Source organism: Kineosporiaceae bacterium (genome assembly GCA_016713225.1).
Taxonomy (GTDB): Bacteria; Actinomycetota; Actinomycetes; order Actinomycetales; family Kineosporiaceae; genus JADJPO01.
Window position 1 is genome coordinate 63309 of sequence record JADJPO010000004.1, and the last position, 13684, is coordinate 76992.

At 71.3% G+C, this 13684-nt stretch carries 12 protein-coding genes; 7 read left to right on the forward strand and 5 right to left on the reverse strand.

Features of this window, described 5'->3' with window-relative positions; all coding sequences use genetic code 11:
* Positions 1–13: 13 nt before the first annotated feature.
* Together IPK24_16890 and IPK24_16895 are read right to left on the reverse strand one after the other, a co-directional pair.
* Entirely contained in the window at positions 14–1393 is a 1380-nt protein-coding gene (locus IPK24_16890) for an amidase (protein ID MBK8077192.1), read from the reverse strand.
* Positions 1394–1605: 212 nt separating this feature from the next.
* Positions 1606–2196 carry a TetR family transcriptional regulator gene (locus IPK24_16895; GenBank protein ID MBK8077193.1) on the reverse strand — a complete coding sequence of 197 codons (591 nt, stop codon included), beginning with the start codon at positions 2194–2196 and terminating at the stop codon, positions 1606–1608.
* Positions 2197–2292: 96 nt separating this feature from the next.
* Between IPK24_16895 and IPK24_16900 the strand changes: the two genes are divergently transcribed.
* Entirely contained in the window at positions 2293–4014 is a 1722-nt protein-coding gene (locus IPK24_16900; protein ID MBK8077194.1) for an amidohydrolase family protein, read from the forward strand.
* A gap of 59 nt (positions 4015–4073) precedes the next feature.
* On the opposite strand, the gene IPK24_16905 is transcribed toward IPK24_16900, so the two are convergent.
* A complete protein-coding gene (locus IPK24_16905; GenBank protein ID MBK8077195.1) occupies positions 4074–4916 on the reverse strand; it encodes an alpha/beta hydrolase in 843 nt (280 codons plus the stop codon).
* Between the two features lie 112 nt (positions 4917–5028).
* Between IPK24_16905 and IPK24_16910 the strand changes: the two genes are divergently transcribed.
* The 4 genes from IPK24_16910 (at position 5029) to IPK24_16925 (ending at position 8980) form a co-directional block, all read left to right on the forward strand.
* Positions 5029–6369: a serine hydrolase gene (locus IPK24_16910; protein MBK8077196.1), complete on the forward strand. Its 1341-nt coding sequence runs from the start codon at positions 5029–5031 to the stop codon at positions 6367–6369.
* A gap of 134 nt (positions 6370–6503) precedes the next feature.
* Positions 6504–7406, forward strand: a complete 903-nt coding sequence (locus IPK24_16915; protein MBK8077197.1) for a serine hydrolase — start codon at positions 6504–6506, stop codon at positions 7404–7406.
* A 98-nt stretch (positions 7407–7504) separates the two neighbouring features.
* Positions 7505–8362 (forward strand): alpha/beta fold hydrolase, encoded by an 858-nt coding sequence (locus tag IPK24_16920; GenBank protein ID MBK8077198.1) that lies wholly within the window; start codon positions 7505–7507, stop codon positions 8360–8362.
* Positions 8363–8386: 24 nt separating this feature from the next.
* A complete protein-coding gene (locus IPK24_16925; protein MBK8077199.1) occupies positions 8387–8980 on the forward strand; it encodes a hypothetical protein in 594 nt (197 codons plus the stop codon).
* A 31-nt stretch (positions 8981–9011) separates the two neighbouring features.
* Here IPK24_16925 and IPK24_16930 read toward each other — a convergent pair whose 3' ends face one another.
* Positions 9012–10109: a serine/threonine-protein phosphatase gene (locus tag IPK24_16930; protein MBK8077200.1), complete on the reverse strand. Its 1098-nt coding sequence runs from the start codon at positions 10107–10109 to the stop codon at positions 9012–9014.
* Between the two features lie 52 nt (positions 10110–10161).
* Positions 10162–10635 carry a ribose-5-phosphate isomerase gene (locus IPK24_16935; protein ID MBK8077201.1) on the reverse strand — a complete coding sequence of 158 codons (474 nt, stop codon included), beginning with the start codon at positions 10633–10635 and terminating at the stop codon, positions 10162–10164.
* A 17-nt stretch (positions 10636–10652) separates the two neighbouring features.
* On the opposite strand from IPK24_16935, the gene IPK24_16940 reads away from it, so the two are divergent.
* On the forward strand, positions 10653–11654 hold the full coding sequence (locus IPK24_16940; protein ID MBK8077202.1) for a hypothetical protein: 1002 nt from the start codon (positions 10653–10655) through the stop codon (positions 11652–11654).
* Entirely contained in the window at positions 11651–13675 is a 2025-nt protein-coding gene (locus tag IPK24_16945; GenBank protein ID MBK8077203.1) for an FAD-dependent oxidoreductase, read from the forward strand. The genes IPK24_16940 and IPK24_16945 overlap by 4 nt, the downstream gene beginning before the upstream one ends.
* The last annotated feature ends 9 nt before the right edge of the window (positions 13676–13684 follow it).

Genomic DNA, 13684 nt, shown 5'->3' on the forward strand with positions numbered 1-13684 from the left:
CAATCCTCGCTACTCAGCTGAGCCCGGCCATCGGCGCGAACCGCTGCCACGGGGACGACGATTCCCATTGCGCCGCAACGGAGAGCAGCACGTCCTCGCCGCCGAGGGGTGCCACCAGTTGGACACCGATCGGCACCCCCGACGAGTGCATGGCGGCAGGCACCGTCAGGGCCGGGAACCCGGCGAAATTCCACGCCCCGGCGAACGGTGCCCACCGCAGATTGGCCGAGAAGTTGGCCAACCACGATCGCTCGCCCCACCGCGTGCCACCGGGCTCGGCGGGTAGCGGCGGGCCGGTGGTGACCGGGGTGATCAGAACGTCGTGATCGCGGAAGAACTCCCCCGCGCGCGCCGTCCACAGCTGCCGGTCGCTCTCACGGACCCGCCCCCACCGCTCCAACTGCCGCCCGATCCGAGCATGGTGGCGCTGCCGCGCCTCGAGCTGCGCGAACCCCTCGCCCACGCTGAGGATGTCATCGGAGGCTGCCGCGGCGAACCAAGCCGCGATCGCATTCGCCAGGGCCTGCGAGTACGGCGGGTCCGCCCGAACCACGGCATGCCCCGCTCGCCGCAGCACGCCCGCGACCCGGACGACGGCGCGCACGACCTCGGCATCGAGTCGCACGCCCGCGACCGGAACCCGGGTCGAGGCCGCGATCCGCAGCGCGCCGGCCGGCGGGGCGACCGCAGCGAGCTCGCGGCGTCCGGACATCACCGACAGCACCAACGCGGCGTCGGCCACCGTGGTCGTCAAGGGCCCGTTCTCGGCCAATCCACGCCAGGCCGTCGCGCCGATGTCGGCAGGGACCAGCCCGCCGCCCGGCTTCACACCCACCACACCACACGCCGCCGCGGGGATGCGGATGGACCCCATCCCGTCGTTGCCCTGCGCCACGGGAACCATGCCGGACGCCACGGCCGCCGCAGCACCACCCGAGGAACCACCCGCCGTCCGGTCGAGCTGCCACGGGTTGCGTGTCACGCCACCGGCGTCGTCCGTGGTGCCCCAGACGCCGAGCTCGGGCATCCGGGTCACACCGACCACGATCGCCCCGGCGGCACGCAACCGGACCACCACCTCGTGGTCGTCTCGCGCCGGCGTGGCATCGGTGACGGCGCAGCCGAACCGGGTCGCCTCCCCGAGCACGGCCGTGTTGCCCTTGACGGCGACAGGGACGCCGGCGAGCGGCAATCGGCCCAACTCGGGGTGTGCCGCGAGTTCCTCGGCCTCGGTCAGCGCCTGATCGCCGCGCACCTGAACGAAGGCCCCGACCACCGGATCGATCCGGTCGATGACCTCGAGGTGATCACGAACGACCTCGCGCGGCGTCACCTCGCCGCGGTGCACCGCAGCGGCGATCTCGCCCGCCGTCCATCCGACCGTGCTCGACATGTCGAACTCCTCTCGACGCGCCCTGTGGCGACCAATACTGGCGCCTGAGGCTCGTCAACCCCAGGTGTCATGGCTTCTTCCATCACAGCGCGGCCGCCTGGCGATGCCCGGCCTGCGGCACCGTGGTGATCCCGGCCGGTGATTCGGGCTTGGGCGGATCAGCCGCGGCGCCCACCGTAGGTTCGATCGGCGAAGGCTCGTGACGAACACCCTCAGGCGCCCGTGAAGTCGAGCAACGCCCGCACCACGGTCATCAGGTAGGCCGGCGCCCAGCGTTCGAAGTCCGGCTCCGGAACGCTGATCTGATACAGCACAAGGCCTTCCAGCGCACTGAGGTAGCGGTTGGCCGCCAGCTCCGGGTTCACGGCCCCCAGGCGTTCGAAGGCTCGCGTCTCGAGGTCGACGTGACGCCGCCGAGCCCTCGCCATCACCTCGGCCAGATCGGGACGGCGTGCCGCGTACAGATACAGCTCGTAGCGGGCCAGGGTGTTGGTGCGCCGGCTCATCAGTTCGGTGACGACCTCCCGAGCGATCTGATGGTGATCGAGCGTCGCCGGATCGGCCGCGGCCAGGCGCGCCCGGATCGCCGACTGCCAGGCGAGCAGCTCGTCGCCGACGAACTCCAGCAAGGCCCCCAGCAGGGCCTCGCGCGTGGCGAAGTGATAGGTCGTGACGCCGTGCGAGACCCCGGCGCGCCCCTCGATCGCCCGGTGGGTCAACGCCGACAGACCTCGTTCGGCCACCAGGTCACGGGCGCTCTCGAGCAGCAACAGCCGAGTCTGTTCCCCCTTGCTCCGCGCCATCGAGCCAGCCTACGAGCCACGGGCCGCCGGTCCGCCGAGAACCCCGCACCAATACTCTCCAGATGTAGAGTTTTCCCGAGGACAGGAGCGTGATCCATGGCTGCCAGCGACGAGCCTCAGCCCCGGGACGCCGACGCCACGGTGCTCAGCGGCGTCCCGATCTATCTGCGCCACGATCGGGCCCCGGTCGCAGCGATCGGCATCCTCGACGGTCACGTCCACGCGGCCGGACCGCTCGAGCACGTGCTCGCCACCCTGCCGCCCAACCCTCGACAGCTGACCTTCGACCGCGGCGCACTTCTACCGGCGTTCGTCGACGCCCACCAACACGCCTTCCTGGACGCCGTCGACCAGCCGACGGCCGACCTGCGCCTGCACGCGCACGACCTGCCCTCGCTGCTGGCGCAGGTGCGCCACCACGCCACTGTGGACGCCGCACTGAACGCCGCACTGAACGCCGCACTTGACGCCGCACCCTGGCTACGGCTGCACGGATACCTGCCCAGCGAGCTACGCGAGCAGCGCAGCCCCACCGCCGCCGAGCTCGACCCGGTGGTCTCCGATCGCCCGGTGCACCTGCTCTCCCGGACCTATCACGAGTCGGTGGTCAACTCAGCGGGCCTGGATGCCCTCGGGATCGGCCGCACCACCCCCGACCCGGTCGGCGGCCAGATCGTGCGAGACCGCTCCGGGCGGCCCACCGGCGTCCTGATCGAAACGGCCAGCTTCGCCGCCGAGGCGCGCAGCCGGCGTCCGCTCGACACCTCCTGGGCCGACCGGCTCAGCGCCCACGCGCAGCGGCTGCTCGCGCTCGGCATCACCCGCATCGCCGATGCCGCCGTACCGGCAGCCATCGCCGATCGGGTCGTGACCCTGTGCCGCGAGGCCGGCGTGGACGTCGTCCCGCTACTGGTCGACGACCGGATCAGCGAGCCGGCGCTGCAGGCGGGCTCGACCGCCAAGGTGCTGATCGACGGCGGCGAGCGTTCGCACCTCTGCTACACCCCGCGGCAACTGCGCACCGGATTGCTCTCGGCGCTCGCTGCCCCGCTCCGGGCTCGGTCGCGCACGGACCTGGCGATGGCGAAGGCGATCCTGCGCAGCGACCGGTTCCGCCGCGGCACCGACGGCACCTGGAACCACGGCACCTGGCAGTACGACACCGACAGTCTGCGTGCCCTGATGCGGCGCGCCGCCGACGCCGGGTCAGCGCTGGCGATCCATGCCATCGGCAATGGCGCGCTGCAGGCCGTACTGGCGGCCCGTGAGGCTGATCCTGTTCTGGCGCAAGCTGTTCCGATGCGGATCGAACACGCCATGGTGGTCGACCCTGGCCTGATCGGACGGCTCGCCGACGCTCGACTCACGGTCGTCACCCAGCCGGGCTTCCTGCCGGCGATGGGCCGCTCGTTGACGCTGGTTCCGCCGGCGCCTCCCCTGCAGTTGATGCCCTACCGGGCCATGCTTCGCGCCGGGGTCGCGCTGGCGTTCAGCTCCGATCACCCGGCCGCCGACCTCGACCCGTGGCACTGGGTCGCCGCAGCCGTGACCCGCCGCGACGACACGGGGCGAACCGTCCTGCCGGATCAGGCCATCACCGTCTCCCAGGCTCTGGACGCCGCCACGCGCGGTGCCGCAGCGGTGCTCGGCGAAGCGCCGGGTGTCCACAGCGGCCCGATCGGCGGTTCGCTCGAGCGGGGCGAGCGCGCGGATCTGATCTGGGCAGACGCCGACCCGCACCAGACGGCACCCGAGTCGCTGGCCGCCATCCGCACCCTGACCACCTGGCGGGCCGGACGACTGCGCGCCTGCCTCTGATAGCGCTCGTGCCCAACGCTCGTCGTATCCCCGTCGCGTTGGTGCCCAATGCCGACCGCTCAGCGCCCGGCACCGCTCGTGGCCACGAACTCCCGGATGTGCCTGGCGAGCACCAGGGGTTGGTCTTCCGGAATGAGGGTGAAACTGTCCTCGATCTCGACGAGCCGGGCGTGCGGCAGCAGGTCTGCGAACCGGCGCCCATGCTCGGGCTTCATCACCCGATCCTCGGGCGTCCAGACGACGAGCGTCGGGCGGTCGAACGAGCGCAGCTCCTCGGCCGCCGCCAGCATGTCGCCGCGCTGCGCAGTCAGCAGGTACTTCCGCAGGTCGCGCCGGATCTCACGGCTGCCCACCAGGGGCGCGACCCAGGCGTCGACGATCTCGTGCGGGACAGATCGCTTGGACATCCAGCCGTAGGTCATCGGCAGACGGCGCAGGAACCGGCAGCGCAACGCCTGCGCCGACAGCGCCACACCTCCCGGCAGTCGCGCCGACCAGACGAGAGAGCTGCCGGGCAGCCCCGGCGGGAAGTTCTCGAAGGCCTCACAGGTGGTGATGACCAGCCGGCTGATGCGGCCGACGTCCTGCGCTGCGGTGAAGAGGAATGCGCCGGAATCGTTGCCCACCAACGTGACATCGGCGAGGTCGAGCACCTCAAGGAACTCCCCTTCCAGGCGGGCGAGCCCCCGGGTCGACAAATCGGCATCCGGATTCATCGGTCGGCGATGCGAGCCGAGGGGCAGGGTGAGCGCCAGGCACCGGTGCGTCGGCGAGAGCTCCGCGACCACCGTGCGCCAGACCGAGGCGGACATCGCCAAACCGCCCACCAGGACGACGATCGGACCGTCACCACCACTGTCCTCATAGCTCAGCACCCCCGCCGAGAGTGTCACGTCGGGCATCGTCCCCCCGCTCCTACGGCCGCCGCTCGAGCTCGAACCCGGCGCTCCCAGGGTCGAGGACACCATCTTCGCGGACTGCGCAGCCACGGGCGAAGGCCCTACCCTGCCCCGCATGAGATGGCGCCGGATCCTGCTCGCCGTGGTGCTGCTGCTGGTCGCCGTCGTGACCGGGGGCCTGTTGTATGCCCGCCCACTGCTGCTGACCGGCACCGGCTACGCCGCGCACAACGCCTGCGCCGTCCGGTTTGTCGCCGAACGCGGCCCGGACGCCCCGGACGCCGACCTGCCACCGAACCCGCTGGTGCCCTATCTACGCACCTCGGTCGCGACCGATGAGCAGTCCGCGACCACATCGGTGCTGGGGCTGCTGTTCCGGCAGACCGCTTACTACACAGCGGGTTCCGGGTGCACCCTGGCCGATGAGCGTCCCGCCGCCGGCTCGGCGACCGCCACGACGGCGCCGGCCGCGACCAGCCTGCCGATCGAGGCAGCCGCCCCGAGCGCCGACGTCCAGCGCGCCCTGGACGACGCGTTCGGCGTCGGACTGCCCACCGACCAGGTGACGCGGCTGGGCACCCGGGCGATGGTCGTCGTCCAGCACGGCCGGATCGTGGCCGAGCGCTACGCACCGGGGTTCACCCCGCAAACCCGCCAACTCGGCTGGTCGATGGGCAAATCGGTCACCGCACTGATGGCCGGCCGCCTCGCCCAGCAGGGCAAGCTCGCCCTGACCGACGATCATCTCCGGCCGGAGTGGACCGACGGCCGGGCGCAGATCACGGTCGAGCAGCTGCTGCGCATGACCAGCGGGGTGCAGTGGGACGAGACCTACGACCTCGGTACCCCGATCACCCGCATGCTGTACCTGGAACCCGACATGGCCCGCTACGCGGCCTCTTTGCCGTCGGCGCACGCGCCGGGTAGCTACCAGCAGTACTCCTCGGGCACCACCAACGTGCTGTGCAGCGTGCTGCACCAGCGCACCGGGCTGGGCGCCGAACTGGGCGAACGGCTGCTGTTCGACGACCTCGATATCGGCTCGGCGGTGTGGGAACCGGACGCCACGGGGCACCTGGTGTGCTCGTCTTACCTGTGGGCCACCCCGCGCGACTGGGCGACCATCGGCCAGTTCGCGCTGCAGAAAGGCCAGTGGAAGGGCGAGCAGTTGCTGCCCGCCGACTGGATGGCCCGCACCACCACGGCCGTCCCGGTCACCGGCGAGGAGGACGGCTACGCCGCCCACTGGTGGGTCAACGCCCGGGCCGACGGCTCGCTGCTCGTGCCAGGGTTGCCGCGCGACGCCTATTGGGCCTCCGGCCACGACGGGCAACGGGTCATCGTGATCCCCTCGGCCGATCTGGTGATCGTCCGGATGGGCTTCTCCCCCGCGGCCGACGACCTCGGTGTCGAGCGCTGGGGACCCGCCCTGACAGCGGCGTTGTCTGCACGCTGAGATGTCACCGCACGGGGCCTGCGGCGCCCCACGGGTTTCCCAGCAGGGCGTGGTAGGACAGGCGCGTGACGCGGCACGACCACCCCTCTCCGGCGGAGCCACCCGTCCCCCGCCGGGCCGTCATCGTGGCAGGGATGGCCTTGCTGGCCACGGCGGCCGTCGGTGGCGGCCTCGAACTGGTCCTGGACGACGCCCCGGCCGAGGATGCGACCGTCACCTCGGCCGCCGACTCGATGGCGCCGTCACCCTCGGCCTCCTCGGCCCCGCCGGCCACCACGCTGTCGGCGACGCCGTCGGCCGCCCCCCGGTCGACCGCGGACTTCAGCCGCGTCGCCGCGGGCTACCTGCGCACCCGGCCCGGCCAGGCGGCCGTCGCGGGTGTGAACCTGGCCACCGGGGCCGTCGTGGGCCATCGCGACACCAGTCGGTTCACCTCGGCCAGCATCGTCAAAGTCGGCATCCTGATCAGCCTGCTGCTGCTCGACGAGGACGATGAACTGCCCGAGGCCGCACTGCGGACCCAAGCCCGCCAGATGATCACGATCAGCGACAACACCGCCGCCGACGCTCTCTGGGACCGGATCGGCGGTGACCGCGGCTATACCCGGGTCATGGCCCGCCTCGGCCTGACCGACACCGTCGCCGGCACCGGCGGGTACTGGGGCGCCACGCGCACCCCGGCCCGCGACCAGCTCAGGGTGCTGCGAGCACTGGTGCGTGAGGACGGGCCACTGTCGGCCCGCCAGCGTGACTACGTCCTCGATCTGATGCGCACCGTGACCCCCGAACAACGCTGGGGAGTCTCTGCAGCGACCAGACGCGACGGCTTCGCCCTCAAGAACGGCTGGCTCCCCTCGCGGGCGGACAAGGGGCGCTGGGTGATCAACTCGATCGGCTCCCTGACGCTCGACACGGGTGATCCGGCGCTGCTCGCGGTGCTGAGCAGCGGCTCGCCGAGCATGGCTGCCGGGATCACCACCGTCGAACACCTGGCAGGCCTGGCCGGAGCGGCGCTGACGGGGCGTCCGATCGCCTGATCCCGTGCGCTTCGGCGCGCTTCGGTGCGCTTCGGTGTGATCCGGCCCGGATGGCCCCTACCGCACGCGTTACCAGCGGGTAACAATCTCCTATGGCCATGGAGCTCACCTCGCAGATCTGTCGCATCAGCGGCCACGATCTGCACTACAAGCGCGGCGGCAACGGCCCCCCGTTGGTGTTCGTTCACGGGGTGCTCGGTTCGCACCGGGTCTGGGCCGACCTGGCCGCCGATCTCGCCGAGGAGTACACGGTCGTCGTCCCCGACCTGTTCGGTCACGGCGCCTCGGCCACCCACCGCGGCGACTACTCGCTCGGCGCGCACGCTGCCGCCGTCCGCGATCTGGTGCAGGCCTGCGGCCTGGACCGGGTGACGATCATCGGGCACTCCCTCGGCGGCGGGATCGCGCTGCAGTTCTCCTATCTGTTCCCCGAACGAGTGCGCTCCCTGGTGTTGGTGGCCAGCGGCGGCCTCGGCCGCGAGGTCAACGTGCTGTTGCGCGCCCCTACCCTGCCCGGCTCGGAGTGGATCCTGCCGATGATCGCCAACCGGTGGGCGCGACGGCAGGGCGCCACGCTCACCCGTGGTCTGAGCCTGGTGGGGTTGCGGGGCGGGCCGGATCTCGCCGAGGCGTTGAGCGGCTTCGAATCGCTGGGGGACGCCGAGCACCGCCACGCGTTCCTGGCCACGATTCGTGCGGTGGTCGGCCCCGACGGCCAACGGCTCTCGGCCCGCGAGATCCTGCCGGCCATCAGCGTGCCGACCCTGGTGGTCTGGGGTGACAGTGACCGCATGATTCCCATGAGTCATGCGCTGGAGGCCGTCGAGCTCATCCCCGGGGCACGGCTCGAGGTGTTCGAGAAGGCCGGCCACTTCCCCCACTTGGACGAGCCGGAACGCTTCGCATCCCTGGTGCGCGAGTTCACCGGAGCGCTGGACGACGCACCGCTGGGGTGATCACAGCACCTAGGCTGGGTCACCGTGACCGCTGACATGCCCGCCTCGACATCCCGCTGGGGACCGCACTGGCTGGCGCAGGGCGAACGTCCACCGCGGCTGGCCGATGTGCCGTTCGAGTCGTTGCCACCCGATCTTCGCCTGTTGCTGATCAGCGAGGGCACCCTGGCGCAGGCCCTCGAGGCACATCAGCTCGGCCCGATCGTGGCCGACGTCGAGGGGCACGAGCAGATGGTGCTGGACGCCGTGACCGCCCGGTGGCTGCAGGCCCACCCCGGCGATCGCGCCCTGAGCCGGCGCACGGCACTGCGCTCGGGCACCACCGGGCGACTCATCGTGCACGGTGACTCGGTGCTACTGCTCGACAGGTTGCCGCCGACGTTCCTGGACGTGCTGGCCGCAGAGCCACTCGGCCTGGGTGGGGCACTGGCGACGCTACGCCTCGAGACCCGGCGCGAACTGCTCTGGTTCGGCCGGACGCCGTTGCGCGGCCTGCGAGCCGGCGACCGCGCATTGGCCGGCGACGCCGGGGTGGCTCGCTGCTACCGGCTCATCGTGGACGGCACCCCGATCTGCTGCATCGAGGAGACGTTCCCCGACGGGGTCATCAGCCGCTGACGATCATGTCCCGATGACCAGGTGCCGATGATCACGTGCGGGTGATCAGGACCAGCGCGCGGTCGTCGTCCTGGGCGGCCCGCACGCCGGCGACGATCCGGTCGGCCGACCCGGCCAGTCCGTGGGCGATCACGCGCTCGGCGGCGCCGACCAGGCGGTCGATCCCCAGCACGATGTCGTTGTCGCGGCGCTCGACCATGCCGTCGGTGTAGAGCATCAGCGCATCGCCCGCCTGCAGCGTGCCCCGATGGGCCGGGAAGTCGGGCAGCGACACCACCCCGAGCAACGGGCCCCGGCCTCCCTCGACCACCTGCCAGCGCCCGTCGCCGCCGTGGTAATGCGCCCCCGGCGGGTGGCCGGCGCTGCGCAGTTCATAGTTGCCGGTGACCTGGTCGACAGCGACGTGCACCGCCGTGGCGAAGCCCTCGGACCAGTCCTGGCGCAGCAGATAGCGGTTGGCCTCCACCAGGAACTCACTCGACGGCAGCGCACCCAGGAGCCCACCGAAAGCACCGCTGAGCAGCAACGACCGGGTTCCTGCGGCCTGGCCCTTACCCGAGACGTCGACCAGCACGATCTCGAGCCGCCGTTCGTCGGGCGAGGTCGCCGCCACCATGAAGTCACCCGAGAACCGGTCACCGAACGCCGAGCGCAGCACCGTGTCGACCTGCCAGCCCGGGGCCAGCGGCGGCACCTTCGCCTGCGCCAGCAGGCGCTCTCGCAGGTCGATCAGCATCGAGTCGCCCACCGTGCCCTGGACGCCGGCCCGTTCCCGGCCACGGGTGTAGGCGTAGACCAGCGCCGCCGCGAAGATCATGCTCAGAAAGACCCCGGGCTGCGCTCTCGGCGCATCGCGCAGGGCCTGCGAGACGGCCGTCGCGCCGATCAGCGTGACGAAATAGACCAGCAGGTACCGCACCCGCAGGAAGAAACCCCCCAGCATCAGCCACACGAACACCACAGCCGAGGGAAACCAGTCCGGCCAGTGCACCGCAGCGACGGTGTAGAGCAGGATGAGCAGACACAGCAGGCCCAACAGCACGGGCTGGGAGCTGACCACCCGGCGACCACGGGCGCTGCGACGCAGGAGTCGCGTGATGCGACCCCGACCCGGCGCAGTGGACCCCACGCCACGACCCTAGCCAGCCAGGTGCCCGACCCCCGTCGGATCGGACAATTCCTCAGCCGACGGGCAAGGGCGGCAGATCACCGGTGCGCTCGTAATCGCCGAGCATGTCGATGCGCCGCTGGTGGCGCTCATCACCCGAGAACGCCTCGGCGAGGAAGGCGTCCACGAAGGCCGTCGACTCGTCGAGGGTGTGCATCCGCGCACCCACCGACACCACGTTCGCGTCGTTGTGCAGCCGTCCCAGCTGGGCAGTCTGCACGCTCCAGGCGAGGGCGCACCGCACCCCGGTGACCTTGTTGGCGGCGATCTGTTCGCCATTGCCGGACCCGCCGATCACCACCCCGAGGCTGCCCGTCTCGTCGACGACGGCGCGGGCTACCCGCAGGCAGAACGGCGGGTAGTCGTCGAGCGGGTCGAAGTGGTGCGGACCGTGGTCGACGACCTCGTGGCCGGCTTCGGTCAGGTGGGCGACGAGGTGCTCTTTGAGGTCGAATCCGGCGTGATCGGATCCCAGGTGGACACGCATGGCTCAGAGTGTCTCAGGTGACCGCTTCGTTGCATGCCCTCACCGTGATGGACGCCGCCGACGTCGCGCGATGCGGTGCGTACCTCGACCTGGTCGAGGCGCTCGAACAGGGCCATCGCGAGTCGCCGCCGCTGGTCGAGCGGCTGGTCTTCGGGCCGGCGGGGACCTCGCAGACGTTCATGGCGTTGCCCGCGTGGCAGCCGGGCGAGGCCATCGCGGCCAAGCTGGTGACCGTCGTGCCGGACAACCCCGATGCCCGAGGGATCCCGGCGGTGCAGGCGGTGCTGGTGCTCTTCGACGGCATCACCGGCTCGCCGTCGGCCCTGATCGACGGCACCGAGTTGACCTATCGCAAGACCGCCGCCGACAGCGCCCTGGGGTCACGTCTCTGCTCGCGCCCGGACGCCGCGACGCTGCTCATGGTGGGCGCCGGCGCCCTGGCCCCTCACCTGATCGCGGCACACCGCGCCGTCCGGGGGTCGATCGAGCACGTGCTGGTCTGGAACCGCTCCCCCGGCCGGGCGCTGGCCCTGGTCGAGGCCGGCCTGGCCGACGAGGTGGTCGAGGACCTGGACGGCGCCGTGGGCCGGGCGGACATCATCTGTACCGCGACCTCGAGCCGAGACCCGTTGATCCACGGACGATTCCTGCAGCCGGGGACACACCTCGACTGCGTCGGGGCGTTCCTGCCGTACCACCGCGAGGTGGACGACGAGGTGGTGCGCCGGGCGCGGATCGTGGTCGACTCGCGGCCCTCGACCATCGCCGGCAGCGGCGATCTGGTGATCCCGTTGGCCGCCGGCGTCATCGAGCCGGACGACGTGCTCGGTGATCTCTACCAGCTGGTGCAGGGCGAGATCACCGGGCGTACCCGGCCCGATCAGATCACCCTGTTCGAGAACGGCGGGGGTGGCCATCTCGACCTGATGGTGGCCCGGCACCTGGTTCGCCGTTTCACCGACCAGTCCCAGGCCCCTGCCCCTGCCCCGGCTCCTGCCCCTGAGGAGGCGCAGCCATGACACCCGACCGCCCACCGTTCCCGCACCTCGCACAGCCGCTGCAGCTGCGCCACCGTACGCTCCGCAACCGGATCACGTTCGGAGCCCACACCGCCAACATGAGCGAGGCCGGGCTGCCGGGCGAGCGCCATCTCGGCTACTACCTCGAACGGGCTCGGGGCGGGGCGGGCATGATCGTGGTCGAGCCGGTGCCGGTGCACGCCACCGGAGTGCTGACCCGGGGCAACTTCCGGGTCGGGGACGACGCGGTCGTCGCCGGCTTCCGGCGGATCACCGAGGCGGTGCACGCCGAGGGGACGACGATCATCCAGCAGCTCTACCACGTGGGTCAGCACGGTGACTTCGACAACTCCTTCCGCGAATCGTGGGCGCCGTCGGCGCTGCCGAGTTACCACGACGCGGACGGCGCGCACGCCATGACCGAGCGCGAGATCACCGAACTGCTCGAGGGATTCGTCGATGCCGCGGTGCGGGCGCAGGCGTGCGGGTTCGACGGCGTGGAGATCTTCGCGGCCTACAACGCCGTGGTCGACCAGTTCTGGAGTCCGTGGTCGAACCGGCGCGACGACCGCTGGGGCGGCTCGTTCGAGAACCGGATGCGGTTCTCGCACGAACTGCTCACCCGGATTCGCGCCGCGGTCGGTGACGACTTCATCATCGGGCTGGCCAGCGCGGTGAGCCCGCGGGTCGAGGTGGCGATGCAGGTCGAGAGCCTGTGCGAGATCGCTGCCTGGCACGACGAGCGCGAGCTGATCGACTACATCACTTGCGGCGTCGGCAGCTACTTCGACTTCGGTCCGCTGATGCCGACGTTCCTGTTCGGCGAGACGCTGGGAGCGGATGCGGCCCAGGCACTCTCGGGCGTCGTCCGGTTCGCGAAGGTGCAGTCGGAGTGTCACATTCGCACCCCGGACAACGCCGAGGCACTCATCTCGTCGGGCGCAGCCGACCTGGTGAGCATCGTGCGGGGCCAGATCGCCGATCCGCACCTGGCGGTCAAGGCGTTGTCGGGGCGGGCCGATCAGGTGCGCGGGTGCATCTCGTGCAACCAGATGTGCTGGGGGCGGCGGTCGCGCGACTACTGGATCTCGTGCCTGGTCAATCCGTCGGCCGGGCGCGAATTCGAGTGGGGCGGTGACCGTTTCGATCCGGCACCGCAGCCGCGGCCGGTGCTGGTGGTCGGCGGCGGGCCGGCTGGACTCGAGGCGGCACGGGTGGCTGCCGAGCGCGGGCACCGGGTGACGGTGGCCGAGGCAGGGCCACAACTGGGTGGGGCGTTCCGGCTGGCGGGGCTGCAACCGCGCCGGGCTCAGATCACCGACCTGATCGAGTGGTATCGCATCGAGCTGGCCCGCCTCGGGGTACAGGTGCAGCGCAACACCCCGCTGGACGGCGCCGAGGCCGCGGCGTTGGCCGACTCGCTGGGCGCGCAGGACATCGTGGTGGCGACCGGGTCCCGCCCGAGCGAGGACGGATTCCAGCGACCGCTGCCCGCCCAACTCGTGCTGCCCGGCGTCCGACGCCGAGACGTGGTCTCGATCGAGGACGTGCTCACCCGTACCGCCCGAATCGGCGAGCGGGTCGTCGTCCTGGACGATCTGGGCGATTGGCGCGGCACCGGAACCGCCTGGCACCTGGCCGAACAGGGGCACCAGGTGCACCTGGTGACCGGATGGCCGATGGTGGGTTACTGGATCCAGCGGACGGCCGGCGACGGCGAGCTGCGATCCCGCCTGACCCGGCTGGGGGTGACCTGGCAGACCGAGGCCGTCATCACCGCCTGGGACGACGCGGGCGCCCACGTGCGCAGTCTGCTGGCCGACCCGCACCACAGCGCCGAGCAGGTGGTCGCGGCCGACACGTTGGTGGTGGCGACCACGAACACCCCCGACACCTCGGTGGCCGACGAGCTGGCCGAGACGCCCTTCAGCGGACGGGTTCACGTGATCGGCGACTCGCGGGCCGCCCGGCTGGCGGTGCACGCGATCTACGAGGGCCGCCTCACCGGGATGCAGCTCTAGCCGGGCACC

What these genes read in the sequence shown, in the direction of transcription:
- IPK24_16920 (MBK8077198.1), top strand. Translation starts at nt 7,505, where the DNA reads ATGGAGCTCACCTCGCAGATCTGTCGCATCAGCGGCCACGATCTGCAC.
- IPK24_16895 (MBK8077193.1), bottom strand. Translation starts at nt 2,196, where the DNA reads ATGGCGCGGAGCAAGGGGGAACAGACTCGGCTGTTGCTGCTCGAGAGC.
- IPK24_16890 (MBK8077192.1), bottom strand. Translation starts at nt 1,393, where the DNA reads ATGTCGAGCACGGTCGGATGGACGGCGGGCGAGATCGCCGCTGCGGTG.
- IPK24_16915 (MBK8077197.1), top strand. Translation starts at nt 6,504, where the DNA reads ATGGCCTTGCTGGCCACGGCGGCCGTCGGTGGCGGCCTCGAACTGGTC.
- IPK24_16900 (MBK8077194.1), top strand. Translation starts at nt 2,293, where the DNA reads ATGGCTGCCAGCGACGAGCCTCAGCCCCGGGACGCCGACGCCACGGTG.
- IPK24_16905 (MBK8077195.1), bottom strand. Translation starts at nt 4,916, where the DNA reads ATGCCCGACGTGACACTCTCGGCGGGGGTGCTGAGCTATGAGGACAGT.
- IPK24_16945 (MBK8077203.1), top strand. Translation starts at nt 11,651, where the DNA reads ATGACACCCGACCGCCCACCGTTCCCGCACCTCGCACAGCCGCTGCAG.
- IPK24_16935 (MBK8077201.1), bottom strand. Translation starts at nt 10,635, where the DNA reads ATGCGTGTCCACCTGGGATCCGATCACGCCGGATTCGACCTCAAAGAG.
- IPK24_16910 (MBK8077196.1), top strand. Translation starts at nt 5,029, where the DNA reads ATGAGATGGCGCCGGATCCTGCTCGCCGTGGTGCTGCTGCTGGTCGCC.